Annotated in this window: 22 protein-coding genes; 8 read left to right on the forward strand and 14 right to left on the reverse strand. The window is 64.8% G+C overall.

Annotation, left to right across the window (positions count from 1 at the left end; translation table 11 throughout):
• Positions 1 to 178: 178 nt before the first annotated feature.
• From ABIB66_RS28405 to ABIB66_RS28425, 5 genes are all read right to left on the reverse strand, one after another.
• On the reverse strand, positions 179 to 1912 hold the full coding sequence (locus tag ABIB66_RS28405; protein WP_354057173.1) for a methyl-accepting chemotaxis protein: 1734 nt from the start codon (positions 1910 to 1912) through the stop codon (positions 179 to 181).
• 208 nt (positions 1913 to 2120) lie between these two features.
• A complete protein-coding gene (locus tag ABIB66_RS28410) occupies positions 2121 to 2372 on the reverse strand; it encodes a DUF6894 family protein (protein ID WP_247298960.1) in 252 nt (83 codons plus the stop codon).
• Positions 2373 to 2536: 164 nt separating this feature from the next.
• Positions 2537 to 3136 carry a hypothetical protein gene (locus ABIB66_RS28415; protein WP_275171616.1) on the reverse strand — a complete coding sequence of 200 codons (600 nt, stop codon included), beginning with the start codon at positions 3134 to 3136 and terminating at the stop codon, positions 2537 to 2539.
• A 112-nt stretch (positions 3137 to 3248) separates the two neighbouring features.
• Positions 3249 to 4235: an acrylyl-CoA reductase (NADPH) gene (acuI, locus tag ABIB66_RS28420; RefSeq protein ID WP_354209078.1), complete on the reverse strand. Its 987-nt coding sequence runs from the start codon at positions 4233 to 4235 to the stop codon at positions 3249 to 3251.
• A 40-nt stretch (positions 4236 to 4275) separates the two neighbouring features.
• The gene (locus ABIB66_RS28425; protein WP_354209079.1) at positions 4276 to 5529 is read right to left on the reverse strand and encodes an MFS transporter; all 1254 of its coding nucleotides are present in this window, start codon (positions 5527 to 5529) and stop codon (positions 4276 to 4278) included.
• Positions 5530 to 5882: 353 nt separating this feature from the next.
• Here ABIB66_RS28425 and nadA point away from each other — a divergent pair, with 353 nt between their 5' ends.
• From nadA to nadC, 3 genes are all read left to right on the forward strand, one after another.
• Positions 5883 to 6989, forward strand: a complete 1107-nt coding sequence (nadA, locus tag ABIB66_RS28430; protein WP_354209080.1) for a quinolinate synthase NadA — start codon at positions 5883 to 5885, stop codon at positions 6987 to 6989.
• A gap of 176 nt (positions 6990 to 7165) precedes the next feature.
• The gene (locus tag ABIB66_RS28435; protein ID WP_354209081.1) at positions 7166 to 8770 is read left to right on the forward strand and encodes an L-aspartate oxidase; all 1605 of its coding nucleotides are present in this window, start codon (positions 7166 to 7168) and stop codon (positions 8768 to 8770) included.
• Between the two features lie 12 nt (positions 8771 to 8782).
• On the forward strand, positions 8783 to 9661 hold the full coding sequence (gene nadC, locus ABIB66_RS28440) for a carboxylating nicotinate-nucleotide diphosphorylase (RefSeq protein WP_354209082.1): 879 nt from the start codon (positions 8783 to 8785) through the stop codon (positions 9659 to 9661).
• A gap of 118 nt (positions 9662 to 9779) precedes the next feature.
• Here nadC and ABIB66_RS28445 read toward each other — a convergent pair whose 3' ends face one another.
• The 3 genes from ABIB66_RS28445 to ABIB66_RS28455 all read right to left on the reverse strand — a co-directional run bounded on the left by ABIB66_RS28445 (position 9780) and on the right by ABIB66_RS28455 (position 14962).
• Positions 9780 to 11234: a cell wall hydrolase gene (locus ABIB66_RS28445; protein WP_354209083.1), complete on the reverse strand. Its 1455-nt coding sequence runs from the start codon at positions 11232 to 11234 to the stop codon at positions 9780 to 9782.
• Between the two features lie 497 nt (positions 11235 to 11731).
• Positions 11732 to 14710, reverse strand: coding sequence for a pyruvate, phosphate dikinase (gene ppdK, locus ABIB66_RS28450; RefSeq protein WP_354209084.1), 2979 nt, complete (start codon positions 14708 to 14710; stop codon positions 11732 to 11734).
• A gap of 96 nt (positions 14711 to 14806) precedes the next feature.
• Positions 14807 to 14962, reverse strand: a complete 156-nt coding sequence (locus ABIB66_RS28455) for a DUF3096 domain-containing protein (RefSeq protein WP_007594951.1) — start codon at positions 14960 to 14962, stop codon at positions 14807 to 14809.
• A 223-nt stretch (positions 14963 to 15185) separates the two neighbouring features.
• Between ABIB66_RS28455 and ABIB66_RS28460 the strand changes: the two genes are divergently transcribed.
• Positions 15186 to 15539, forward strand: coding sequence for a DUF1236 domain-containing protein (locus ABIB66_RS28460; RefSeq protein WP_007594952.1), 354 nt, complete (start codon positions 15186 to 15188; stop codon positions 15537 to 15539).
• Positions 15540 to 15797: 258 nt separating this feature from the next.
• Here ABIB66_RS28460 and glyS read toward each other — a convergent pair whose 3' ends face one another.
• From glyS to ABIB66_RS28490, 6 genes are all read right to left on the reverse strand, one after another.
• A complete protein-coding gene (gene glyS, locus ABIB66_RS28465) occupies positions 15798 to 17909 on the reverse strand; it encodes a glycine--tRNA ligase subunit beta (protein ID WP_354209085.1) in 2112 nt (703 codons plus the stop codon).
• Positions 17909 to 18844 carry a glycine--tRNA ligase subunit alpha gene (locus ABIB66_RS28470; RefSeq protein WP_354057194.1) on the reverse strand — a complete coding sequence of 312 codons (936 nt, stop codon included), beginning with the start codon at positions 18842 to 18844 and terminating at the stop codon, positions 17909 to 17911. The genes glyS and ABIB66_RS28470 overlap by 1 nt, the downstream gene beginning before the upstream one ends.
• 233 nt (positions 18845 to 19077) lie before the next feature.
• Positions 19078 to 19269, reverse strand: coding sequence for a hypothetical protein (locus ABIB66_RS28475; RefSeq protein ID WP_085352613.1), 192 nt, complete (start codon positions 19267 to 19269; stop codon positions 19078 to 19080).
• Between the two features lie 116 nt (positions 19270 to 19385).
• Entirely contained in the window at positions 19386 to 20294 is a 909-nt protein-coding gene (locus ABIB66_RS28480) for a S49 family peptidase (RefSeq protein ID WP_354209086.1), read from the reverse strand.
• Between the two features lie 211 nt (positions 20295 to 20505).
• Complete coding sequence (locus ABIB66_RS28485; RefSeq protein ID WP_354209087.1) at positions 20506 to 21276, reverse strand: tRNA1(Val) (adenine(37)-N6)-methyltransferase; 771 nt, start codon at positions 21274 to 21276, stop codon at positions 20506 to 20508.
• Entirely contained in the window at positions 21269 to 21496 is a 228-nt protein-coding gene (locus tag ABIB66_RS28490; protein ID WP_007594964.1) for a putative signal transducing protein, read from the reverse strand. The genes ABIB66_RS28485 and ABIB66_RS28490 overlap by 8 nt, the downstream gene beginning before the upstream one ends.
• Positions 21497 to 21628: 132 nt before the next feature.
• Here ABIB66_RS28490 and ABIB66_RS28495 point away from each other — a divergent pair, with 132 nt between their 5' ends.
• The 4 genes from ABIB66_RS28495 to ABIB66_RS28510 all read left to right on the forward strand — a co-directional run bounded on the left by ABIB66_RS28495 (position 21629) and on the right by ABIB66_RS28510 (position 25511).
• Positions 21629 to 22636, forward strand: coding sequence for a polyprenyl synthetase family protein (locus ABIB66_RS28495; RefSeq protein ID WP_007594965.1), 1008 nt, complete (start codon positions 21629 to 21631; stop codon positions 22634 to 22636).
• Positions 22637 to 23046: 410 nt separating this feature from the next.
• Entirely contained in the window at positions 23047 to 23562 is a 516-nt protein-coding gene (locus tag ABIB66_RS28500; protein ID WP_354209088.1) for a winged helix-turn-helix transcriptional regulator, read from the forward strand.
• A gap of 1 nt (position 23563) precedes the next feature.
• Positions 23564 to 24820 carry a beta-ketoacyl-ACP synthase II gene (gene fabF, locus ABIB66_RS28505; protein ID WP_354256319.1) on the forward strand — a complete coding sequence of 419 codons (1257 nt, stop codon included), beginning with the start codon at positions 23564 to 23566 and terminating at the stop codon, positions 24818 to 24820.
• A gap of 58 nt (positions 24821 to 24878) precedes the next feature.
• A complete protein-coding gene (locus ABIB66_RS28510) occupies positions 24879 to 25511 on the forward strand; it encodes a LysE family translocator (RefSeq protein ID WP_354209090.1) in 633 nt (210 codons plus the stop codon).
• Positions 25512 to 25517 lie beyond the last annotated feature (6 nt).

Here is a 25517-nt window from a genome sequence, read left to right on the forward strand (position 1 = left end):
GATCGATACGCAATACAAGCAGGGCGACTCAGCGCCCGGAATATTGCGGAGATCATGACTGCATCGGTTTTCCGGAAGGTTAACCGTGCGCGGTCTCCGTCGCGTCTCCGCGATATTCACGCGCGCAAATGCCGCGCCTCTACGCGCGGGGGTTGCAGTTCTCTCAGGACATGCCGCGTCAGGCTGCGCGCACGGTGTCGAGGAATTTGCCGACCTCGAGCTTGAGGCGATTGCTGTCGCCCGACAGCGACTGCGCCGCCGCCAGCACCTGCGAGGATGCCGAGCCGGTTTCGCCTGCACCGCGCTGCACGTCGGTGATGTTGGACGAGACCTGATGGGTGCCTTCGGCCGCCTGCTGCACGTTGCGGGAAATCTCCTGCGTCGCCGCGCCCTGCTCCTCGACGGCCGCCGCGATCGTGGACGATATCTCGGACAGCTTTTCGATGGTGTTGCTGATCGCGCTGATCGCGCTGACCGAGTCCTGCGTTGCCGCCTGGATACCCGAAATCTGCTGGCCGATCTCGCCGGTCGCCTTCGCGGTCTGCTCGGCGAGCGCCTTCACTTCGGAAGCCACCACGGCAAAGCCGCGACCGGCCTCGCCGGCGCGTGCCGCCTCGATGGTGGCATTGAGCGCCAGCAGGTTGGTCTGGCCGGCGATGGTGTTGATCAACTCGACCACGTCGCCAATGCGAGCCGCCGCCTTGGACAATTCGCCGACACGATCGGTCGTGGTTCGGGCCTGGGTAACCGCCTCGCTCGCGACCCGCGCCGATTCCTGCACCTGCCGGCTGATCTCGGTGATCGAGGACGACAGCTCTTCGGTCGCAGAGGCAACCGACTGCACATTGGTCGACGCCTCCTCGGAGGCCGCGGCCACAACTATCGTCAGTTCCTGTGCCCGCTCCGCCGTCGAGGTCAGCGTCGAGGCCGAAGCCTCGAGCTCCGTCGCGGCCGAGGAGACGGTGTCGACGATCTCGCCGACGGCGCCTTCGAAACTGTCGGCAAGCCTGCGCATGTCCGCCTTGCGCTGCTCGGCCGCCATCTGGTCCTGCCGCATCTTGGCTTCCGCTTCCTCGCGCGCCTTCTGCTCCGACACGATCTTGAATTTCTCGACGGCCGCGGCGACGCCGCCGACCTCGTCCTTGCGGCCGAGACCCGGCAGGACAACAGAGAAGTCACCGCCAGCGAGCTTGTCCATGGCAACTGTGAGCGCGCGGATCGGCCGGGCGATGGTCAGGAAGGACATCAGCCACGAACCTATGAGGACGAGCACGGCGCACGCGCCGACCACCATGCCGAGACGCTCGCTCGCGGCCATCTCCTGTGTCGCGGCAGCGATTTCTTCCTCGCTTTTATGCTTGGCGAAATCGGCAATCTCGCTGGTCAAATTATCCAGTTGCGTAGCGAGCGGCAGCGTCACCTCACGGACATGGCGCGCGCCTTCCTCGGAAATCTTGGCGGCGCGGGCGGGGTCCGTGGCCGCCACGGCAATGGCCTCGCTGCGAACTGAGGCGTTCTGCTGCGCGCCCTTCAGGTAATCGGCTGACGTAGACTTGAGCTTCTCCATCCGCGCGCGATTTTCCGGGGAGTGCGTCAATCTGAGCATGGAATCGACGACGCCGTTCAGCGCTTTCGACCGCTCAAGCAGAGTCTCGCTCGCCTTTTGCAAGTCACCCTGATTGTTGGCAAGACGCATGTCCCGTACAGCGAGCTGCATGCCGCGTATCCCAAGCTTGGCTTCGGTGGCCTCGCGCACCAATTCCTGCTGCGCAATCGCTGCTTGGTTGGAATGACGCACGGTGTTGTTGCCGATGACCTGGCTCGCGATCATGGCGCCGACGAGAATAACGCCGAACGCCGAAGCGAGCGCGAGCTTGGTACCGATTTGCAGATTCTGGATGAGTTTCGACATGGGCGCGTTTCCCGGGGATTACGCGGCCAAGTCATTGTCGGCCGCCCTCGGCGTTGATCGCCCTTGCCTAAAAACTGAGCCTCAGGTGTGGTGATCCGGTTAACGACCGCCCCCGGACAAATACCGGACTCGCCAGAAATCCCTTGAAATACGGCACGGTCCGCGCGCTTAACAGGTTAACCACACGCGGCGGTAGGATGCCCGATTTCTAGCCAGTGCGACCGAGGGCCTTCTGGCTCTCGCCGATCAGGCTGATCCGGAACACCGGCTCCTTGTTCTCGTCGAGCAGCTCCATGCGCCATTCGGCGTTCTGCTTCAGGCCGCGCGAGATGCCGCCGAGCAAATTGGCACAGACTTCGGTCATCTCGGTCCAGGCCGCAGCGCGATCCTCGAACTCATATGGCTGGTCGGCAGCACCGGAATAGCGGCCGGTGCTGATACGGAAGAAGTACAGCGACATCGTTGAACCCTTTGATCGGGCCGCGCCCCCCGGCCGTACGCAAACTGGGGCGCGAACAGCTACCAACGCATGAAAGCCGCCGTCCGTATGACTACGGCGCGGCGGCTTCGTGTCTGATGACAGCCATCAACGGTAAAGTGCGCGGAGTGTCCCGCGCAGCCAACTCACTGGGTCGAGCGGCGCAGCTCCAGCGGAGCGTCGTCCCTGGCGGGCTCTGATTTGGCTTGCGGCTTCACCGGCTCGAGCCGGCTGCTCTCGACGCGCGGGGTCTCGACACGCGCGGCGACTTCGGTGTTGGGCGTGCCGACCGAACCCGTGTGTTCCGAAGTGCGCAGCGAGCGCGGCCGCGCGACAGCGCGCGCCATCAGCATCTGGTTGCCGCCCTGGTGATGGAAGTCGCAATAGGCGAAGCCCATTCCCGACACCGAGCCGCGGAAACTGCGATCGTCGGTCTTTTCAAGGTTGAAACAGGGCTCGAACGGAATGCCCTTGATCGAGGCGCAGACGTTCTGGCCGCGGATCTGAAGCGTGTTGCCGGGCAGGCGGAGATGTTTCACCGGACCTGCACCCGAGAACTGCACGGCGCCGGCGGCGCCGAGGTCGTCCATGATGCGGCCCGCGCCCCGGGTGCCGTCAAAGCAGGTGAAAGCAAACACCTTCCCCGCGACGAAGCGGCGCGCCTCATCGGCGTTCATGCTTCCAGCAATGGCCGGCGCAAACGTCGCTACCGCCGTGACCGCCCCCAACACAATACGCGCAAGCATGCTCAACTCCGAACCAACCCCGCAGCGGGCTATGCCTTATCTCTTTACCCGCTGCTTACCATACTAACCATGGCGACATTGAAGCAGCATGGTTGGTAAAGTCTGAACGCCGTTAGACAATTTTTACCACCGTGCGACCGCGGACCTGGCCGGCCAGGATTTTAGCGCCCCACTCCGGAACGTCGGAAAGCGGAATTTCGTGAGTAATTTCAGCTAGTTTCGTCCGATCCAGATCGGACGCCAGGCGTTGCCAGGCGGCTTTCCGCGGCTCGATCGGGCACATCACGGAATCGATGCCGAGAAGGCACACCCCGCGCAAAATGAAGGGTGCGACGGAAGACGGCAGGTCCATGCCGCCGGCCAAGCCGCAGGCGGCGATCGCGCCGCCATACTTCGTCATCGACAGGAGATTTGCGAGCGTGGTCGAGCCGACGCTATCGACGCCACCCGCCCAGCGCTCCCTGGCAATGGGCTTGGCGGCCGCCGACAATTCGTTGCGGTCGATCACCTCAGTCGCGCCGATCTCTTTCAGATAGTCCGCTTCGGACGCACGGCCGGTGGAGGCGATGACGTGATAGCCGAGCTTCGAGAGCACGGCGGTTGCGACCGAGCCGACGCCACCCGCCGCGCCCGTCACCACGACCGGACCGCTCTTCGGCGACAGTCCGTGCTTTTCCAGTGCCAGCACGGACAGCATCGCGGTGAAGCCGGCGGTGCCGATCGCCATGGCGTCGCGCGCGGACAGGCCCTGCGGAAGAGCGACCAGCCAGTCGCCTTTCACCCGCGCCTTCTCGGCATAGGCTCCGAGATGGGTTTCGCCCATGCCCCAGCCGGTGCAGACGACCTTGTCGCCCGCCTTCCATTGCGGATGCGAGGACTGCTCGACCGTGCCGGCGAAATCGATGCCCGCAATCATCGGGAAACGGCGCACTACCGGCGCCTTGCCGGTGAGCGCGAGGCCGTCCTTGTAGTTCAACGTCGACCATTCCACGCGGACGGTGACGTCGCCCTCCATCAGCTCGGCTTCGTCGAACTGCGTGAGCTGCGCGGTGGTGCCCCTGTCCGCCTTGTCGATCCGGATCGCCTTGAAAGTGGCCACAGCAAAACTCCCTGACTTGTTTCAGGGGATGTTTAGCCGATCAGGCAGGCTGCGCAACCGCCCGCTGGACCGGTTTCTCCACGATCGGAAGATTGATCAGCGCCGAGAGCACGCCGAACAGGATCGAGAGCCACCAGATCGGCGTGTAGGAACCGAACCGCTCGAACACGATGCCGCCGAGCCAGACGCCGAGGAAGCCGCCGACCTGATGGCTGACGAAGGCGAAGCCATAGAGGGTGGCGAACCAGCGCGTGCCGAACATGATCGCGACCAGCGCCGAGGTCGGCGGCACGGTCGACAGCCAGGTCAGGCCGGAGACCGCTCCGAACGCAATCGCCGAGAACGGCGTGATCGGGAACGAGATGAAGGCAAGCGTCGCAAGCGCGCGGGTGAAATAGATGGTCGAGAGGATGTAGCGCTTGGGCAGGCTGTTCTGGAGATAGCCGACGCTCAGCGATCCCATGATGTTGAACAAGCCGATCGCCGCGATCACCCAACCGCCGATTTGCGTGGAGATGCCGCTATCGACCAGGAAGGCCGGCAAATGCACCGTGATAAAGGCAAGCTGGAAGCCGCAAGTGAAGAAGCCGAGGACAAGCAGCACGTAGGAGCGATGGCCGAAGGCTTCCGCGAGTGCTTTGGTGAAGGTCTGTTGGTCCGCAGGCGCCGCGTTTGCCGTGCTTGCGACCGGCGGCGTCGAGAGCGCCAGCGCCAGCGGGATGATCAGCAGCATCAGGAAACCGAACACGGTGAGCGCCTGCTGCCAGCCGAAATTGTCGATCAAGGCCACACCGATCGGCGCGAACAGGAACTGCCCGAACGATCCCGCCGCAGTGCCGGCGCCGAGCGCAAGGCCGCGCTTCTCGGCCGGCAAGAGCTTGGTGAACGCCGAGAGCACCAGATTGAACGAGCAGCCGGCGAGACCGAAGCCGACCATGACGCCGGCGCCGATGTTCAGCGACAGCGGAGTCGAGGAATAGCGCATCAGGAGCAAGCCGCCGGCATAGAGCAGAGCGCCGACGCACATCACCCGGAACAGGCCGAAGCGATCGGCGACCGCGCCGGCGACGGGCTGGCCCAATCCCCACAGCAAATTCTGAAACGCGATCGCGAGCCCGAACACGTCGCGGCCCCAGGCATATTCATGGCTCATCGGCTGCACGAAGAAGCCGAGCGCCGAGCGCGGGCCGAAGCCGAGCATCCCGATCGCGCAGCCGCAGAGAATGATGATCGCCGGCGTGCGCCAGGTGGAGGAACGGGAGACCGAACCGAGCTCGCCAATTTGTGCCGACATGCTGTTCCTCGTGCGTCGTCGCGGATTCGCAAATGGCAGCCGCGAGCCAGCTCGTTTAATGCATCTGCATGAAAATCCCAAGTCAAAAACGATTGCATCCCGCGAAGGGCTGGCGCGGGAGCATTGCATTTTCCTCGCGGCGTCAGCCGACGCGCCGGGAGCCCGACCTGACGGAGCCGGGGCTTCGACTTGACGGAAATGTGTGCGGCAAGATCTGGCGGCTCGCCGCGCGGCGTGTTATCTACGATTTACTCAAGCTGAGCATATTTGATAGTCCACCGGGCCCTCGCCCGGATTTCTCAGGCTCTATATATGCTCATAATGAGTATAACCTACATGCACGGGAGGCTTGGATGCCGCTAACTGGAATTTACGGTCCCGACGATTTTGCCAACCGGCCCCAGGGCCACGTCATCACCACGGCACGGGCCGAGCAGGCGCGAACCGGACCTTCGCTGCCGATGCCTTCGCTGGAATGGACTCCGGAGGTCGAGCGAGCCACCGCAGCGCTTTACGAGCGCGTGAAACACGTCATCCCGCCGATCGAATGGCCGCTGATGGCCCCGACGATCAAGGCCATCAACGAGCTGAAGCAGACGCGGGGCGCGGTGATCCTCGCGCACAATTACCAGGCGCCGGAGATCTTCCACTGCGTCGCCGACATAGGCGGTGATTCGCTCCAGCTCGCGGTCGAAGCCACCAGGGTGAAGGCCGGCACCATCGTCCAGTGCGGCGTGCACTTCATGGCGGAGACGTCGAAACTGCTCAATCCGGACAAGACGGTGCTGATTCCCGATACGCGCGCCGGCTGCTCGCTCGCCGCCAGCATCACCGGCGCCGACGTTCGCCTGCTCCGCGAAAAATTTCCCGGCGTGCCTGTCGTTGCCTATGTCAACACCTCCGCGGAGGTGAAGGCCGAGGTCGATATCTGCTGCACCTCGTCGAACGCGGTGCAGGTGGTCGAGAGCCTCGGCGTGCCGAGTGTGATCTTCCTGCCGGACCGATATCTCGCCACTTACGTGGCCTCGAAGACCGACGTGAAGATCATCGCCTGGAAGGGTGCGTGCGAGGTGCACGAGCGTTTCACTGGCGCCGAGCTGCGCAGCTACCGCGAGGCCGATCCCTCCGTGCAGATCATCGCCCATCCCGAATGCCCACCGGACGTGCTGGCCGAGGCCGACTTCACCGGCTCGACCGCGCACATGATCAACTGGGTGCGCGAGCGGCGGCCGCGGCGGCTGGTGATGATCACGGAATGCTCGATGGCCGACAATGTGCGCGCCGAGCTGCCGGATGTGGAAATGCTGCGCCCCTGCAACATCTGCCCGCACATGAAGCGCATCACGCTCGCCAACATTCTGGAGAGCCTGCTGACGCTTCGTGAGGAAGTGACGATCGATCCCGCACTTGCGAAACGTGCAAGGCGCTCGGTCGAGCGGATGATCAATCTGAAGAACTAGCGACACACATCCGTCGTCCCGGCGAAGGCCGGGACCCATAACCACCGAACGCCGTCGTTGCAAAGGACAGCGTCAAACAGCTGAGCCAAACAACAGCTACTGCGACGTATGGGTCCCGGCCCCCCGTGCGCAATTGCGCACTAGGCCGGGACGACGGCGAGAGCTTGGAGAAAGCTATGACAACAAATACCATCCACGACTTCCCCCGCTCCGACGACGTCATCATCGTCGGCGGCGGCCTTGCGGGATTGTTTTGCGCGCTCAAGCTCGCGCCGCGGCCCGTGACATTGATCTCGGCCGCGCCGCTCGGACAGGGCGCGTCGTCCGCATGGGCGCAAGGCGGCATCGCCGCGGCAATGGCTGAAGGCGATACGCCGGAGGCGCACGCCGCGGACACGATCGCGGTCGGCGGCGGCATCGTCGACGAAGCGGTCGCGCTCGGCATCGCACGGGAAGCCGCGCCGCGGATTCACGATCTTCTCGCCTACGGCGTGCCGTTCGACCGCGATCCCGAAGGCCGGCTCGCAGTCGGGCGCGAAGCCGCACATTCGGCGCGCCGCATCGTGCATGTGCGCGGTGATGGCGCGGGCGCCGCCATCATCGCGGCGCTGAGCGATGCCGTGCGGCGCGCGCAGTCGATCCGGCTGATCGAAGGCTTCGTCGCCGAAGCGCTGTTGACCGGGGATGGCGCCGTCACCGGCCTACAATTGCGCCAAACCGGCGAGGCCGCAGCACGCCCGATCCTGCTCGCTGCGCGGACGGTGGTGCTCGCGACGGGCGGCATCGGCCATCTCTATGCCGTCACCACCAATCCGCGCGAGGCCAGCGGATCCGGCCTTGCGATCGCCGCACGCGCCGGCGCGGTGATCGCAGATCCCGAGTTCGTGCAATTTCACCCGACCGCCATCATGGTCGGTCGCGATCCCGCGCCGCTCGCCACCGAAGCGTTGCGCGGTGAAGGCGCGACGCTGATCAACGGCCGTGGCGAGCGTTTCATGGCGGCGCGCCATCCGCTCGCCGAGCTCGCTCCGCGCGACATCGTGGCCCGCGGCGTGTTCGCGGAGATTTCGGCGGGGCGCGGCGCCTTCCTCGATGCGCGGCAGGCGCTGGGCGCACGTTTTGCCGACAAATTCCCGACCGTTCATGCAAGCTGCATCGCCGCCGGCATCGATCCCGCCACGCAGGCCATCCCGATCGCACCGGCGGCGCACTATCACATGGGCGGCATCGCGGTCGACGATCGCGGCCGCAGCTCGATCGACGGGCTCTGGGCCGGCGGCGAAGTCTCGTCCACCGGCGCGCATGGCGCGAACCGGCTGGCGTCGAATTCGCTGCTGGAGGCCGTGGTCTACGCCGCGCGCATCGCCGACGACATCGCCGGCCGCGCCATTCCCTCGCCCGCCCGCCTTGCGGACGTGACGACGCCGCGGGGCGGCGCGCCGGATGCTGCGGCCGTGAAGCGGCTGCGGATGCTGATGAGCACGCATGTCGGCGTGATCCGCGATGGTGACGGGCTTGCGGACGCGGTTCGCAGCTTCGCCGCGCTCGAACGCGAGGCCACGAGCATTGCGGTCCGCAACATGGCAACGGCAGCCCTGCTCGTGGCGGCGTCGGCCTCGAACCGGTGCGAGAGCCGCGGCGCGCATTTCCGCTCCGACCATTCCGCGGACGTTCCCGCCCTCGCGCAACGCACCATGACCACGCTCGCAGCAGTGCGCGAGATCGCGGACAGCCTGACCGAACGCCCGAAACCACGAACCGCGCAACCCTTGACCGTCTGACGGAGTCTTCCCATGATCACCCCGACCTCTCTGCAATATCCCGACGCCTTCCTCTCCCCGCTCGCGATCGATGAGGCCGTGCTCCGCGCGCTTGGCGAGGATCTCGGCCGCGCCGGCGACATCACCTCCCTTGCGACGATTCCCGAGGCAACGAAGGCGCAAGCGATCCTGGTCGCACGCCAATCCGGCGTGATCGCCGGCTTGCTGCTGGCGCTCGCCACCTTGCAAAAGCTTTCGCCAGACATCGAGGTACGCGCACATGTTCGCGACGCCGCGCGCGTCGCCCGCGGACAGCAGGTGCTGACGATCTCGGGGCCGGCACGCGCCATCCTCACGGCGGAGCGGACCGCGCTGAACTTCGTCGGCCGCATGTCGGGCGTTGCGACGCTCACGGCGGACTATGTTGCGCGCACCGAGGGCACCCGGATGCGAATCTGCTGCACGCGAAAGACCACGCCTGGGCTGCGCGCGTTGGAGAAATACGCGGTACGCTGCGGTGGCGGCTTCAATCACCGCTTCGGGCTCGACGACGCGATCCTGATCAAGGACAACCACATCGCGGTCGCCGGCGGCATCCGCCCGGTGCTGGAGCGCGCCCGCGCCCATGCCGGCCATCTCGTCAAGATCGAGATCGAGGTCGACACGCTTCCGCAGTTGCGCGAGGTGCTCGACACCGGCCTTGCCGATGCCGCGCTGCTCGACAACATGGACATTGCGACGCTGCGCGAAGCCGTTGGGATCAACGAGGGACGCCTCGAGCTGGAGGCATCTGGCGGTGTCACCCTGGACTCGATCCCAGCCATCGCGGCGACCGGCGTCGACTACGCCTCAGCCGGCGCGCTGACGCATTCGGCGCCGAATTTCGACTGCGCGTTGGATATCGAGGCGTGAGGTCGGTCTTACCTCTCCGTCATGGCCGGGCTTGTCCCGGCCACCCACGCCTTGCGACTCGGTGCAAAGAACGTGGATGCCCGGGACAAGCCCGGGCATGACGAATTCTTGTGAACGCCTACCTTCGTTCGCTTACGCCCATCTCGGCGGAGCTCTTGGCTTCCTGGGTGAGCTCGGCGGAGAGCGCGGCGGTCTGCGCGGGGGTGCCCCAGCTCGGTTCCTCGCTGCCGTCGCCCCAGGCGCGCGGGCGATAGAAGGTGTGGACGCCGGTCTTGTACATCTTCTTCATCTCGGCGACCCAGGACGGGCGCACCCAATAGGCGTGGTAGTGCGTGGACTTGCCGACCTCGGCTAGCCAGATCTGGCCGTCGAGCATGGCCTTCGAGATCTTTTTCGCACGCTCCCACATCTCGGGCTCGCGGATCACGTCGGCATTGTTGTCGCAGGCGAAGGTGAACTGGCAGGCGAGATGGCGGTGCTTGTTCTGATAGACGGCGCCGCACACCGTGTCCGGATATTTTCCGGAGAACACGCGGTTCATCACCACCTGCGCAACCGCCATCTGGCCGCGCACGGCCTCGCCGCGAGACTCGAAATAGACGGCTTCCGCGAGGCATTTTTCGGACTTCGCGCGCGACTTGTCGTCGAGTGCGAGCCGCTCCGCCGGCGATCTGGCGCGCTGGTTGTCGACGTTGACCTCACCCTTCGGCGCGACGCTCTCGCCGCTTTCGATATCCCTCGCAATATCCACCGACGGCGGCGACAGCGAGGCCGTCACCTTCATGTCGGGGTCGGGCATCACGATCAGCGGCTCCGCACCAGGTTGCCAGCTCTCGATGCTCTCGACATTGCCGCCGAGCGAGGAGCTGCCGAAGAACAGGTTCGAGGTTTTGACGCGGAATGGATCGCGCGGCGGTGCAGCCGGAATGGTGGCCTGCTTCAGCGCTTCGAGCGGCTGGAGCGCGAGCGAGCGCGCAGCGTCGCTGGCTTGTGGCGCATTGGTGTATTGCGGCAACGGCGGCGCGCGCAGCGCTTCCGCGAGTTCGGGGTCGAGCACGGCCGCGGACTCCGGCGACATCGCCTGTGGCAAAGCGACAGTCTTGGCGCCGAACACCGAGCTGTTCGACGTCGCGGGATCTTCCTGCGTCGGCGCTGCCGTCGGCGCGCCCGCTTCGGGAGCCTGCGTCGGTATGACCGTTGCGAGGCGATCACCCTTCATGGAGCGATCGACCTTGGGAAAATCGGCGGCCTGGTAGCGCGGCGGCGCCTGAAGCGCCGGATTGCGGCTGATCCCGCCGGTGACGTCGCGGCCGTCGAGGCTCGCGAGGCGAACCATCGCGCTCTGCGGCGCCGAAGTGCCGATCGGCCGGGAAAAACTGTAAGTGGCGAGCTGGATGGAGGACGCAGCAGAGAACACCTGCCTCTGCCAACGCTCCGCGACGCCGGGTTGGCGCGCCAGCAGCGAGGCAATGTCCTGATAGCCGGTCTCTCTCGGCATCAATGCGAAGATGCAGAGACCGATGCCGAAGGACGCGAACCGCGCGCCCTTCGGATGGGTACGCAACAAAAACATCGATACGCTCACGCTACGCTTACGCTAGAAAAATCGAGCCGCAGTACATCCGTGCAATTCGATCTTTATCGTGAGTATCTAATTTAGGTTGCCGGGGCGTTAATCGGCGTTGCGCATGCGGCACACGCAAGCAATCGCAGGTGTTTTCACGGGGTGACGATGCGCCTTGGTAAATGCGCCCTCACGCGACGGGGTAAACAATTGGTCAACGCGAATGGTGAAGGAACCCTTGCGCGCACGTATCGCTACGGGCCGCGCGGTTCGGTTCCATCGTCACATCAACAACCGCTGTCATGCCCCGCGAAGGCGGGCATCCAGTACGCCGAGGCTTCTGCGTTCAAGCACTGACGTCTCGGCGTACTGGATCGCCCGGTCGAGCCGGGCGATGACAGCGAGTGTGTGGTGGTCGCGATGACGGTGTGGCGAGAGCATCGCTTCAAATGACAGAGGCGGGGTTTTGCCCCGCCTCTTTCGCTCTCAACATTTCAACTCGTCGCTTATGCCTGGCTCGCGACCGCCTTGCCGAGCGCGGCTTGCGCGGCGGCGAGGCGAGCGATCGGGACGCGGTAGGGCGAGCAGGAGACGTAGTCGAGACCGATCGCGTGGCAGAAGGCGACGGAGGCGGGATCGCCGCCGTGCTCGCCGCAGATGCCGACCTTCAGCGAGGCGCGCGTCTTACGACCCCGTGCGACGCCGATCTTGACGAGCTCGCCGACGCCTTCCTGGTCGAGCGCGACGAAGGGATCGATCGGCAGGATGCCCTTGGACACGTAGGTCCCGAGGAAGCTCGCGGCATCGTCACGGCTGATGCCGTACGTCGTCTGCGTGAGGTCGTTGGTACCGAACGAGAAGAACTCGGCGCTCTCCGCAATCTCGGCCGCGAGCAGGCAGGCGCGCGGCAGCTCGATCATGGTTCCGACCTGATAGGTCAGCTTGGTGTTGGTGTCGCGCATCACTGCCTTCGCGGTGGAATCGATGCGCGCCTTGACGAGGTCGAGCTCCATCTTGGTGGCGATCAGCGGCACCATTACCTCAAGGCCGACGGCCTTGCCGGTGCGCTTCTCGGCCTCGACCGCCGCTTCGAAGATCGCACGCGCCTGCATCTCGGCGATCTCGGGATAGGCGATCGCGATACGGCAGCCGCGGAAGCCGAGCATCGGATTGAATTCCGAGAGCTCGCGCGCACGGTCGGCCAGGCGTCGCGGGTCGGTGTTCATGGCGCGTGCCACTTCCTCGACCTCGGCATGGGTGTGCGGCAGGAACTCGTGCAACGGCGGGTCAAGCAAGCGGATCGTGACGGGCAGGCCCTTCATGATCTCGAACAGCTCGACGAAGTCGGCGCGCTGCATCGGCAGCAGCTTTGCCAGCGCAGCGCGTCGCGACTGCTCGTCCTCGGAGAGGATCATCTCGCGCACCGTGCGGATGCGCGTCTCCTCGAAGAACATGTGCTCGGTACGGCAGAGGCCGATGCCTTCCGCGCCGAACTTGATCGCGGTGTGCGCGTCCTCCGGCGTGTCAGCGTTGACGCGCACCCCGATCTTGCGGACCTGGTCGGCCCATTTCATCAGCGTGCCGAACTCGCCGGACAGCTCGGGCTCGATCATCGGCATGCGGCCGGCGAGCACCTGGCCTAGCGAGCCGTCGATGGTGATGACGTCGCCAGTCTTGAAGGTGCGCGAGCCGATGCTCATGGTACCGCGGCCGTAATCGACGCGGATGGTGCCGCAGCCGGAGACGCAGGGCTTGCCCATGCCGCGCGCGACCACCGCAGCATGCGAGGTCATGCCGCCGCGGGTGGTCAAGATGCCTTCGGCGGCGTGCATGCCGTGGATATCTTCGGGGCTGGTCTCGATCCGGACCAGAATCACCTTGCGGCCGTCGGCCTGAAGCTTGGCCGCTTCGTCCGAGGAGAACACGATCTCGCCGGAGGCCGCACCCGGCGAGGCCGGCAGGCCGGTCGCGATCACGTCGCGCTTGGCGTTGGGGTCGATGGTCGGATGCAGCAGCTGGTCGAGCGAGGCGGGGTCGATCCGCGTCACCGCTTCCTTCTTGGTGATCAGGCCTTCATTGGCGAGTTCGACCGCGATGCGCAGCGCCGCTTTCGCGGTGCGCTTGCCGCCGCGGGTCTGCAGCATCCAGAGCTTGCCTTGCTCGACCGTGAACTCCATGTCCTGCATGTCGCGGTAGTGCTTCTCGAGCAGCGTGTAGATCCGCGTCAGCTCCTTGAATGCCTCCGGCATCGCCGATTCCATCGACGCCTTGTCGGAGCCCGAGTCCTTGCGCGCTTCCTCGGTGATGTCCTGCGGCGTGCGGATGCCCGCGACCACGTCCTCGCCTTGCGCATTGATCAGGAACTCGCCGTAGAGCTTGCTCTCGCCGGTCGAGGGATTGCGCGTGAAGGCAACGCCGGTCGCCGAGGTCTCGCCCATGTTGCCGAACACCATGGCCTGCACGTTGACCGCGGTGCCCCAGGATTCCGGAATGTCGTGCAGCCTGCGGTAGGTCACCGCGCGGGCGTTCATCCAGGATGAAAACACCGCGCCAATCGCGCCCCAGAGCTGGTCGTGCGGATCCTGCGGAAAATCCTTGCCGGTTTCGCGCGCGACCGCGTCCTTGTACTTGCCGACCAGATCGACCCAGTCGTCGGCGGTGAGATCCGTGTCGAGCGTGTAGCCCTGGCTGTCCTTGAAGGTGTCGAGGATTTCCTCGAAATGATGATGCTCAAAGCCGAGCACCACGTCCGAATACATGGTGATGAAGCGGCGATAGCTGTCATAGGCGAAGCGGCGATCGCCGGACAGTTCCGACAGCGCTTCCACCGTCTCGTCGTTGAGGCCGAGATTGAGCACCGTGTCCATCATGCCCGGCATCGAGGCGCGGCCGCCGGAACGCACGGAGACGAGCAGCGGGTTCCTGGAATCGCCGAAGATCTTGCCGGTCAACTTGCCGACATGGTCGAGCGCCTTCTCAACCTGCGACTTCAATTCCTTCGGGTAGGACTTGTCGTGCGCATAGAAGTAGGTGCAGACCGAGGTCGGAATGGTGAAGCCCGGAGGCACCGGCAGGCCGAGATTGGCCATCTCGGCGAGGTTGGCGCCCTTGCCGCCGAGCAGGTCGCGCATCTCCGCTTTGCCTTCGGCCTTGCCGTCCCCGAAGGTGAACACCCACTTGCCGGCCTTGGCCGCAACAGGCGCAGCCTTGGTTAGGGCAGCCTTGCTCGGTGCCGACTTCACGGCGACCTTCGGCGCAACCGGCTTCGTCGGTGCCTTTGCAACAGCCTTGGAAATAGCCTTGGCGGCAGGCTTCACAGCCGGCTTGGCAGCAGCCTTGGCAACCGGCTTAACAGCGGCTTTGGCCATCGGCTTCGGAGCGCGCTTGGCAAGTGCCTTGCGGGCCGCCGGCGCGGCTTTCGCCTTGGCGGAGGACTTTGATTTCGCTGGCATTTTCGCTGGAGTTTTCGAGGCGGCTTTGGCCATAGCTTGCACACAACCTGCGAGAGGAATGGGTAATTGCGGGCCTTACACCACTTTGGGCAGGTCCGCGCAAGTCGGAGAGTTCCGTAGAATGAAGGCCTAGAGATGGAGCCACTTCAACAATCCGAGCCCGATCGCACCATTTATGATGAGAAAGATCGCGACGATCAGGTTCAACAGGCGTGGCATGATCAGGATGAGCACACCCGCAAGCAGCGACAGGATCGGCGAGATGTGGGCGACGGTGATGTGCATGAATTTTCTTTCCGTGGGGTGGGGGCGAATCGCGGCGGGATCATAGCGGACTGGGTTCCGCGGGTAGAGACGCACTGGGCACGCGCGAGTTCCCGGCTTCGCGAAAACTGCCCGAAAATGCCGCGAATGCGGCGGGCATTTTCCGGAACATCGCGAAGACGCATGCATTGGCAACCGGTCGCGCCATTGGCGCTTCCCGAAAACCTTCTCGAAGGAGTTGCCCATGCGGAACAGGATTCTTGCTCTTGCAGCGCTCGCGGCCGCGATCGGCTCGCCCCTTGCGGCGCAGGCGCAAAGCAGCGTCACCGTGGGACGCGCGCCCGTCGTCGTCGACAGTGGCCCGACCATTGCGGTCGAGCAGCGGCCGGCTTTCCGCGACTATGTCGTTGAACAACGTGTGCCGGCTTTCCGCATCCCGGATCGCGTGGTGGTCGGTGCCACCTTACCTGAAAGCGGCGTCACCTATTATGACGTGCCGCAACGTTTCGGCGCCACCACCTATCGCTACACCGTCGTGAACGGCGAGACCGTGCTGGTCGAGCCGCGCTCGCGGCGCATCGTCGAGGTGATGGACTAGCGTTGTGAGGGATCAACTAGGTGTCCGGCGCGTCACATCAATCAGGCTGACGCGAGCAGTTTAGTCGGACATCAGGCCCCGCCCGGTCCTCCCCCCGCCGGGCGGGGCTTTTTTGTGCTTCGTGTGTGGGTGCTGCTCTCGTGTCCCGGGCAAGCGAAGCGCAGACCCGGGCCCCAGAAGCCGCGAGCACGCAGCAGCATGGGCCCCGGCTCTGCAGCGCACTGCTAAGAAGCGCTGCGCTGCGTCCGGGGCACGAGATCAATCCTGGATCTTCGAGAAATCCGCCACCGCACGCGTGGCGCTGCGGATCTCGTTGAGCAGCTTCAGGCGGTTCTCGCGCACCTTCGCATCCTCGTCGTTGACGCGAACTTTCTCGAAGAACGCATCGACCGGCGGACGGAGCTTTGCCATCGCGCTCATCGCGGCAGCAAAATCTTCCTTGGCGACGGCGGTACGGGCTTCGTCCGTCACTTCATCGATCGCCTGGGCCAGCGCCTTCTCCTCGCTAAGAGCGTAGAGTGAGGCATCGGGTGCGCCGTCGAACAAGCGCTTATCCTTCCTCTCTTCGATCGAGAGAATGTTGCTGGCGCGCTTGGTGCCTGCCAGCAGATTCTTGCCGTCGTCAGTGTCGAGGAATTTTCCGAGTGCTTCGACGCGGCGGACGACTGCCACTATTGGATGCCCTTGAACCAACGAACCAGTGTTGAGAACCGCATCGACGAGATCGTAACGCGCCTTCTGATCTCGCAATTGGACCTTAAGCCGGTCTTCGAAAAAGACCATTAGGTCATCAAGCTTTTCTGCAACTTCCAAGTATTGTTTGTCGTACGAGCGCTCTAAGTGCCCCCAAGCGAGTTCTCGCAAACTAATCTTGGCCTGATTTTCGAGCACAATCCTGATCACACCCAGCGCCGCGCGACGCAGCGCATACGGGTCCTTGCTGCCCGTCGGCTTCTCATCGATCGCCCAGAAGCCAACAAGGGTGTCGAGCTTGTCCGCGAGCGCCACTGCGACGCTGACCGGATCGGTCGGCACGCGATCAGCTGGCCCTTGGGGCTTGTAGTGCTCCTCGCAGGCCGCGGCGACGGAGGCATCCTCGCCTTGGGCCAGCGCGTAGTACTTGCCCATCAGGCCCTGCACCTCGGGGAATTCGCCGACGACTTCCGTCAGCAAATCCGCCTTCGCCAGATGCGCGGCGCGCGTTGCCTTGGCGACATCGGCACCGACGAGCGGCGCGATCTCAGCGGCGAGGCGTTCGATCCGCATGATGCGCGCGGCCTGGGTGCCGAGCTTCTCGTGAAACACGATCTGCTCGAACTTCGGCAGCCGGTCTTCCAGCTTCGTCTTCAGATCCGTCTCATAAAAGAACTTCGCATCCGACAGGCGCGGACGGATCACGCGCTCGTTGCCGGCGACGATGGTCTTGCCGCCGTCGGGCGCCTCGATGTTCGCCGTGAGGACGAACTTGTTGGTCAGCTTGCCCGTCTTGGGATCTTTGACGACGAAGCACTTCTGGTTGTTGCGGATGGTGGCGCGGATCACCTCATCGGGGATCGCGAGATATTCCGCTTCGAAGGATCCCATCATGACGACGGGCCATTCGACGAGGCCCGAAACCTCATCGAGCAGCACCTGGTCCTCGACCAGTTCGAACCCTTGCGCGAAGGTCAGCTCCTTGGCGTCGGCAAAGATAATGTCCTTGCGCGCCTGCGGATCGAGGATGACTTTTGCCGCCTTCAGCTTCGCTTCGTAGTCTTCGAAGCGGCGCACGGAAATCGCGCTAGGTGCCATGAAGCGATGGCCGTAGGTGGTCTGGCCGGCCTCGATGCCGTCCACCGAGAATTTGACGACATCGGGCTCTTCGGTTTCGAGCCCGAACGTCGCAATGATCGCGTGCAGCGGGCGCACCCAGCTCAGCGATCCTGGTTTGCCGGAGCGCGCGCCCCAGCGCATCGATTTCGGCCAGGGGAAGGTGCGGATGATGACGGGAAGGATTTCCGCGAGCACGTCGATGGCGTCGCGGCCGGGCTTCTCGATCAGCGCGATGTAGAAGTCGCCCTTCGGGTCGCGCTGGATCTTGGCCTCATCCAGCGACGTCAAACCCGTCGCTTTCAGAAAACCCTGCACGGCGGCATCGGCCGCGCCGATCTTCGGTCCACGGCGTTCGGTCTTCAGGTCAGGCTGGCGCGCAGGGATGCCGTGCACGGTCAGCGCGAGGCGGCGCGGCGTCGCGAACGCCTTGGCGCCTTCGTAGACGAGACCTTCGGCGACGAGCTTGTCGGTGACCATGCGGCGCAAATCCTCCGCCGCCTTGGCCTGCATGCGCGCGGGGATTTCTTCGGAAAACAGTTCAAGCAAAAGATCGGGCATCAGGCAGCTCCGCCCGCTTCAGTATGGATCCAGGCCTCGCCGCAAGCTTTTGCCAATTCGCGCACGCGAAGAATGTAGCTCTGCCGCTCGGTCACCGAGATCACGCCGCGCGCGTCGAGCAGGTTGAACACATGGCTCGCCTTGATGCACTGGTCATAGGCCGGCAGCGACATCAGATGGGCCTCGCGCTTGCCGTCCTTCCAGCCAGCTTCTAGGTACTTTCTGCACGCGCTTTCAGCCATCTTGAATTGCTCGAACAGCATCGCGGTGTCCGCGATCTCAAAATTGTGTTTCGAATATTCCCGCTCGGCCTGCAGGAAGACATCGCCATAGGTGACCTTGGCGTCACCGTCGCGGCCGTTGAAGTTGAGGTCGTAGACGCGATCGACGCCCTGCACGTACATCGCGAGCCGCTCGAGCCCATAGGTGAGTTCGCCCGCGACCGGCGCGCATTCGACACCCGCGACCTGCTGGAAATAGGTGAACTGGCTGACTTCCATGCCGTCGCACCAGCACTCCCAGCCGAGGCCCCAGGCGCCCAGCGTCGGGCTCTCCCAATCGTCCTCGACGAAGCGAATGTCGTGCATGGCGGAATCGATGCCGATCGCGGCGAGCGACTTCAGGTACAGCTCCTGAAGGTTCGGCGGCGACGGCTTCATGATCACCTGGAACTGGTAGTAGTGCTGCAGCCGGTTCGGATTCTCGCCGTAGCGGCCGTCCTTGGGCCGCCGCGAGGGCTGCACATAGGCCGCATTCCAGGGCTTTGGCCCGAGTGCGCGTAACGTCGTCGCCGGATGGAAGGTACCCGCGCCCATCTCCATGTCATAGGGCTGCAGGATCACGCAGCCCTGCTCGGCCCAGAACCGCTGGAGCGCGAGGATAAAACCCTGGAACGAGCGTTCCGGGCGCATATGGGCGGGCAAGGAGGCGTCCATCGTCAGATCGGGCTCTCGCGGGGGGTTGAATCGCGCGGGACCGTATCGACGGCAGGGGTGGGAATCAAGGCAAAGGGGGTGGATTCGGGCCCAGTTGTCCGTCATGCCCGGGCTTGTCCCGCCTGCGCGGCCGAAGCCGCTTCGGCGAGGCGAAGGCCCGGGCATCCACGTTCTTCGTGCGTCAGGCAAGACGCGGATGGCCGGGACAAGCCCGGCCATGACGACTGCACCAACTAACCCGGCCGATAGGCTCCAGTCACGGGATCCTGTTTCAGGGTCTGGACGGCTCCCATATGGGCGGCCTCGGCGACGCGCGAGAGGCGCATCTCCTCCAGCTCCTGGTTGATCCTGACAGCGGTCTTGTAGGCCCAGCGGACCACGGCAAGCCCGCCCAGGACGCCCGCGAATGCGACGAACGGCGGCATCGGTCGTTCCTTGTTCAGTGCTCAGCCCCCACGCACATTCTTGCGCAGACCGGGCCGCGCCGCAATTGGCTCGGCTTCAAGTCTCCTTGGGGCCAAATGGCGCGGCAGGGCTCCATCTAGAACCCGAATTTCGCCCAGATCGCCCGCGTCTCGACTGCCGAGATCAGGTCGTCCGGCAGGCCGGCCATTGATTCCATGGCCGAAAGCTGCCCCGCGCCGGGCGATTTCCGGCCCAAAAGGCTGGAGAGCAGACCGGTCGGCTGGGCAATCACGGGGGTGAGAACCTTCTCGCCAAAGCGGGCACGAAGAGTTGAGCGGAGATCGCCAATGCTGTCGGCGAGCCCCAGCGCGATCGAACTCTCGCCGGCCCAGTATTCGCCCGTGAACAGGGTGTCGTCGGAGCCCTTCAACCGCGCGCCGCGGCTCTCCTTCACCAGGGCGATGAAGATCTGGTGGATCTCGCGCTGGAGCGCCTTCAGCTTGGCGACGTCGTCGGGGTTTTCGGGGAGAAACGGGTCGAGCATCGCCTTGTGCGCGCCGGCGGTGTAGAGGCGCCGCTCGATGCCGAGTCGCTTGATCGCTTCCTGGAAACCAAAGCTGCCGCCAACCACGCCGATCGAGCCGAGGATCGAGGACGGATCGCAGATGATCTCGTCGCCGGCGCAGGCGATCATGTAGCCGCCGGAAGCCGCGACGTCCTCGACGAACACCAGCACCGGCAGCTTCTTCTCCGCCGCGAGCTGCTTGATGCGCAGGTAGATTTGGCGCGACTGCACCGGCGAGCCGCCGGGCGAATTGATCACCAGCGCCACCGCTTTGGCGTTGCGGGTCGAAAACGCCCGCTCCAGCACCCGCGAAACGGTCGCGAGCGTCATACCCGGGCGCAGCGGCGTCACTGCGCCGATCACACCGGACAACCGCACCACCGGCACCACGGCCGTGCCGGGACGGAAGCGCGCCGGCAGATATTGCATGAGCTTGTCGGCCAGGCCGGAACTCTCACGATCGTTCAATTGTTCGGCCATGCCGTTACCTCTGATTAACTATTTCTTATCACGCGACTGTCATTGGAAGGGCCCGGAACGTGTTTTGCAGAAACCCCGTTGAGAGGCTGCAATGGGCCAGCGGAGAACACCATGAAAATCTATCTGCTGATGCTGCTGATCGGTGCGCTGTTCATGGCGATCCGCTTGACGACTCCCCAAGAGCAGCAGTCGGAATCGCTTCCGCAATAGCTCAGCACGGTTCCACCAGGGGTAGAACCGCTCTTCCCTCCAGAATATCCATCACCTCTTTTTTCGGCACACGTGACTCCTCGTTGAGCATGAGGCCCGGCAGCAATCGTGCCGGGGCCCTCCCGCCCTTGATCGCGCGCACTAGCACGCGGATCGCAGGCCGTCCTGCTTCACCGTGAACCGGCAGAATCGCGAGACTGCCGAAGCCGCGAGACAGCGCCGCCAAAACCTCCGCGATCCCATCTGCGCGCCAAATCAATGTCAGCGCGCCATTCGATCGGAGGATGCGCCGCGCCGCATGCACCCAGGCATTCAGCGTCTCATCCGTCGCCACATGCGCGATCTGGCGCGCCTGATCGGGCGAGCCGCGATGGCGAGCGGGATCGTTGAAGGGCGGGTTCATCAGCACCACGTCGACGCTGTCCGGCGCGAGCCCGCTGGCTACGAAGGCCTGCGCGTCCGCGGTGACGTCGAGCACGATCGTCTCGGCGGCAATCGCATTCGCTGCCGCATTGGCGCGCGCAAGCTCCGCCAGCTCGGGATCGATCTCGACCAGGCCGAGCCTGATCCCCGGAACGCGCCGCGCCAACGCAAGGCCCGCCGCGCCGATGCCGGCGCCGAGATCGACGACGCGGTCGCCCGCCCTCGCCTCCGTCGCCGCCGCGAGCAGAATGGCGTCGTGCCCGGCGCGATGGCCGGACCGCTTCTGCTTCAGCCGCAATTGCCCGCCGAGAAAGGCGTCCTCGGTGAGGTCTGCCAGCGCTTCACTCATCGCCGCGCAGTTCGTGGCTGAGGCCGGCCTCGGTCAGGAGCTGCCGGGCCTCGAGGGCGTCGTCCTCATGGACCAGGATCCGCCGCGGCAAAATGCCGAGGGAGCCCTCGATGATGCTCATGTTCTGGTCCAGCACCAGATGATGGATGTTGGCGCCGTCGAGCAGCGCGCCGATCGCCGACACCAGCACCATATCGTTGGTCCGAACCAGTTCTCGCAAAACACAGGCCTCCTGCCTGACGGGGATTAAGCGCCAAATGTCAATGGTTCCACGGCCCTTGCCGCATCCCCGTCCAGTTTCTATTGTCTTTCCATCAGAATAGCCCTTCCGGGGCAAATATTGGAGACCGGCGTGGCCGTCATCGTACCTTTCGAAACTCCCGGCGCGTCGATCGAAGAGCTGGTTGCCCTTGTCGCCGGTGACATGGAGCGCGTCAACGCCACGATCCTGTCGCGGACCGGTTCGGACGTGACCATGATCCCGGAGGTCGCCAACCATTTGATCTCCTCCGGGGGCAAGCGCCTGCGGCCGATGCTGACGCTGGCCATGGCCAACCTCGCCGGCTACACCGGCGACGGCCATATCAAGCTCGCCGCCAGCGTCGAGTTCATGCATACCGCCACCCTGCTCCATGACGACGTCGTGGACGAGAGCGAGATGCGCCGCGGCAAGCTGTCGGCACGCATGCTCTGGGGCAATGAGGCGAGCGTGCTGGTCGGCGACTTCCTGCTCGGCCAGGCCTTCCGCATGATGGTCGAGGTCGGCTCGCTCCGTGCGCTCGACATTCTCTCCGCGGCCGCCGCGACTATCGCCGAGGGCGAGGTGATGCAGCTTGCCGCCGCCAAGAACACCGCGACCACCGAGGACGAATATCTCGCCGTGATCCGCGGCAAGACCGCCGAGCTGTTCGCGGCCGCCTGCGAGGTCGGCCCCGTGATCGCCAACCGTCCGAAGGCGGAGCAGACCGCCTGCCGCTCGGTCGGCATGAATCTCGGCATCGCTTTCCAGCTCGTCGACGACGTGCTCGACTATGGCGGCAAGAGCGCCAAGCTCGGCAAGAACACCGGCGACGATTTCCGCGAGGGCAAGATCACGCTGCCCGTCGTGCTCGCCTTCCGCCGCGGCAACGACACCGAGCGCGCCTTCTGGATCCGCGCGCTCGAGCGCGGCGAGATCGGCGACACCGACCTCGACCACGCCATCGGCTTGATGAACAAGCATCGTGCGCTCGAAGACACGCGCAGCCGCGCCCAGCACTACGGCGCCATGGCGGTGGACGCGCTGGCGCTGTTCCCGTCCTCGCCAATGAAGAGCGCGCTGGAGCAGGTCGTGGCGTTCTGCCTGGCACGGTCGCATTAGCTTCTCGCATCCTTAGCGCTTGCTAGTAACCACACCCTCAGTGTCGTCCCGGCGAAGGCCGGGACCCATTACCCCGGTCGGCGTTGTCTTAGCGGCTGTGGCCACCATCGTGCATCACAACAACAGTCGTGGGTATGGGTCCCGGCCTTCGCCGGGACGACATCGTTGAGGTACGAGCCACCACTGCATCAACAGCGTCATTGCGAGCGCAGCGAAGCAATCCAGAATCTTCCCGCAGAGGGACTCTAGATGGCTTGGCTGCGCTCGCAATGACGAGCTAGGTGTGCGAGGGCCGCCTTCCAACTTGCAGTCAAATCCTATGCGCCATCTTGCGGCACACACCCGTCGGAGTGTTCCAACGGTTCGTCTAGTAACTTGCATTTTGCAAGTAACTCTCCTACCTTCCCCCCATGCAGCCCAAATCCCCTTCCATCCAGGAATGTCCGGTCGGCCGCGCCGTGGAGACGGTCGGCGAATGGTGGAGCATCTTGATCCTGCGGGATGCGTTCCAGGGCGCAACGAAGTTCGACGAATTTTCGCAAAGCCTCGGGATCGCGCCGAATATCCTGTCGCGGCGGTTGGCCCATCTCACCGAAAGCGGCATGTTCGTCCGCCGCCGCTACAATGAACGGCCGCCGCGCTATGAATATGTGCTGACCGACAAGGCGCGGGACTTCTTCCCCGTGGTCGCAACCCTGCTCGCCTGGGGCAACAAGCATCTCGCCCCGAAGGGCGAAGCCATCCTGCTCGCGAACCGGCGCAATCGTCGCCCCTTTAATCCTGTCGTGGTCGATGCCGCCGACATGCAGCCGATCACGCTCACCAATGCGGTCATTATCGCGGGTCCCCGCGCCAGCCGTGTCATGCGCAAACGGTTGACCTCGCTCAAAGCCATGAACCCGGCCGTCGCGCCGGCTGGAGACTGACATGCGTCGTATCGTCGTGACGGGAATGGGCGCGGTATCGCCGCTTGGCTGCGGTGTCGAACTGTCGTGGCGCCGGCTACTGGCCGGTCAAAGCGGGCTGCGCCCGCTGCCTGAATGGTCGCAGGCGCTGCCCGCACGCATCGCCGGCCTCGTGCCCGACAAGGCCGATGACGCGGACGGCGGCTTCGATCCCGCGCAGGCCGCCGCGCCGAAAGACCAGCGCAAGATGGACCGCTTCATCCTGTTCGCGCTGCTCGCCACCGCAGAAGCGATTGCGCAGGCCGGCTGGATGCCGCAGGACGCGGTGGCGCAGGAACGAACCGCGACGATCATCGCCTCCGGCGTCGGCGGTTTTCCGGCCATGGCGGAGGCGGTGCGCATCACCGAACACCGCGGCCCGCGCCGGCTGTCGCCGTTCACGATCCCCTCCTTCCTCGCCAATCTCGCCGCCGGCCACATCTCGATCAAATACGGCTACAAGGGAGCGCTGGGCACACCGGTCACGGCCTGCGCCGCCGGCGTTCAGGCGATCGGCGATGCTGCGCGGATGATCCGCGCGGGCGAGACTGATGTGGCGATCTGCGGCGGCGCGGAAGCCTGCATCGACATCGTCAGCCTCGGCGGCTTTGCTGCGGCCCGTGCTCTGTCGAGCGGGTTCAATGACGCGCGCGCCTCGCGCCCGTTCGACCGCGACCGCGACGGTTTTGTCATGGGCGAAGGCGCCGGCATCCTGGTGATCGAAGAGCTGGAGCATGCGTTGGCGCGTGGCGCGACGTCGATTGCGGAGATCGTCGGATACGGTACGACCGCCGACGCCTATCACATGACGTCGGGTCCGCCTGACGGCGACGGCGCCCGGCGCGCGATGGAGATCGCGCTCCGGCAGGCCAAGCTTGCGCCCGCGGATTTGCAGCATCTGAACGCGCATGCGACATCGACGCCGGCCGGCGACGAGAGCGAGCTTGGCGCGATTGCCGCGCTGTTCGGCCGCAACCGCGGCATCGCCGTGAGCGCGACCAAATCGGCCACCGGCCATCTGCTCGGTGCTGCCGGTGGACTGGAAGCGGTCTTCACCGTGCTCGCCCTGCGCGACCAGATCGCGCCGCCGACGCTCAATCTCGAAAACCCTGATCCCGGCGCTGACGGCATCGACATCGTCGCCGGTGTGGCGCGCCCGATGCCGATGCAGCACGCGATCTCGAACGGGTTCGGCTTCGGCGGGGTGAATGCCAGCGTGATCTTCCGCCGGATGGGCTAAACGACGGGCCTTAATTGACGGGCCTTGCAATCGCGGCAAGCATCGCTACCAAAGCAGGATGATCAACACGAATTTCTGGCTGTTCCTGGCCGCCGCTTGTCTCATCGCCGCCATTCCCGGCCCCGGTATTTTCTACGTGGCGGCACGGACCTTGTCGGAAGGGCGCGCCAGCGGTTTTGCATCGACCGCGGGCACCGCGCTCGGCGGGCTGGTTCATGTGGTCGCGGGCAGCCTCGGCATCTCCGCGATCATCCTTGCCAGCGCCGAGCTGTTCGCCGCCGTGAAATTTGTCGGCGCACTCTATCTGGTCTGGCTCGGGATCAGGACATTTCGCAGCGCCGGTCGTGTGCTGTCATTCGACAGCGAGCCCGTCGGCGACAAGCGCGCCTTCCGCGACGGCGTGCTGGTCGAGGCGCTGAACCCGAAGACCGCCGCATTCTTCCTCGCCTTCATTCCGCAGTTCCTTGACCCGGCGGGATCGAACCCGACGCTGCAATTCATCACGTTGGGTGCGATCTCGGTGACGCTGAACACACTCGCCGATATCGTGGTGGTGCTGATGGCTTCCGCGACACGCACGCAGTTGATCGGAAGGCCGCATTTGATGCGACGTCTCACCCAGGGCTCCGGCGTCTTCATCGCAGGGCTCGGCCTGTCGCTCGCACTGGCCCGACGGCCCGTGAATGGATAGCGCCAC

The organism is Bradyrhizobium sp. F1.13.3, from assembly GCF_040548265.1.
Taxonomy (GTDB): Bacteria; Pseudomonadota; Alphaproteobacteria; order Rhizobiales; family Xanthobacteraceae; genus Bradyrhizobium.

Bases quoted from the DNA above. Each gene is read 5' to 3' on its own strand.
- ABIB66_RS28500 (WP_354209088.1), top strand. From the start codon at position 23,047: ATGCAGCCCAAATCCCCTTCCATCCAGGAATGTCCGGTCGGCCGCGCC.
- ABIB66_RS28445 (WP_354209083.1), bottom strand. From the start codon at position 11,234: ATGTTTTTGTTGCGTACCCATCCGAAGGGCGCGCGGTTCGCGTCCTTC.
- ABIB66_RS28480 (WP_354209086.1), bottom strand. From the start codon at position 20,294: ATGGCCGAACAATTGAACGATCGTGAGAGTTCCGGCCTGGCCGACAAG.
- ABIB66_RS28475 (WP_085352613.1), bottom strand. From the start codon at position 19,269: ATGCCGCCGTTCGTCGCATTCGCGGGCGTCCTGGGCGGGCTTGCCGTG.
- ABIB66_RS28435 (WP_354209081.1), top strand. From the start codon at position 7,166: ATGACAACAAATACCATCCACGACTTCCCCCGCTCCGACGACGTCATC.
- ABIB66_RS28405 (WP_354057173.1), bottom strand. From the start codon at position 1,912: ATGTCGAAACTCATCCAGAATCTGCAAATCGGTACCAAGCTCGCGCTC.
- ABIB66_RS28415 (WP_275171616.1), bottom strand. From the start codon at position 3,136: ATGCTTGCGCGTATTGTGTTGGGGGCGGTCACGGCGGTAGCGACGTTT.
- ppdK (WP_354209084.1), bottom strand. From the start codon at position 14,710: ATGGCCAAAGCCGCCTCGAAAACTCCAGCGAAAATGCCAGCGAAATCA.
- nadC (WP_354209082.1), top strand. From the start codon at position 8,783: ATGATCACCCCGACCTCTCTGCAATATCCCGACGCCTTCCTCTCCCCG.
- fabF (WP_354256319.1), top strand. From the start codon at position 23,564: ATGCGTCGTATCGTCGTGACGGGAATGGGCGCGGTATCGCCGCTTGGC.
- nadA (WP_354209080.1), top strand. From the start codon at position 5,883: ATGCCGCTAACTGGAATTTACGGTCCCGACGATTTTGCCAACCGGCCC.
- ABIB66_RS28425 (WP_354209079.1), bottom strand. From the start codon at position 5,529: ATGTCGGCACAAATTGGCGAGCTCGGTTCGGTCTCCCGTTCCTCCACC.
- ABIB66_RS28510 (WP_354209090.1), top strand. From the start codon at position 24,879: ATGATCAACACGAATTTCTGGCTGTTCCTGGCCGCCGCTTGTCTCATC.
- ABIB66_RS28485 (WP_354209087.1), bottom strand. From the start codon at position 21,276: ATGAGTGAAGCGCTGGCAGACCTCACCGAGGACGCCTTTCTCGGCGGG.
- ABIB66_RS28455 (WP_007594951.1), bottom strand. From the start codon at position 14,962: ATGCACATCACCGTCGCCCACATCTCGCCGATCCTGTCGCTGCTTGCG.
- ABIB66_RS28470 (WP_354057194.1), bottom strand. From the start codon at position 18,844: ATGGACGCCTCCTTGCCCGCCCATATGCGCCCGGAACGCTCGTTCCAG.
- ABIB66_RS28460 (WP_007594952.1), top strand. From the start codon at position 15,186: ATGCGGAACAGGATTCTTGCTCTTGCAGCGCTCGCGGCCGCGATCGGC.
- glyS (WP_354209085.1), bottom strand. From the start codon at position 17,909: ATGCCCGATCTTTTGCTTGAACTGTTTTCCGAAGAAATCCCCGCGCGC.
- ABIB66_RS28410 (WP_247298960.1), bottom strand. From the start codon at position 2,372: ATGTCGCTGTACTTCTTCCGTATCAGCACCGGCCGCTATTCCGGTGCT.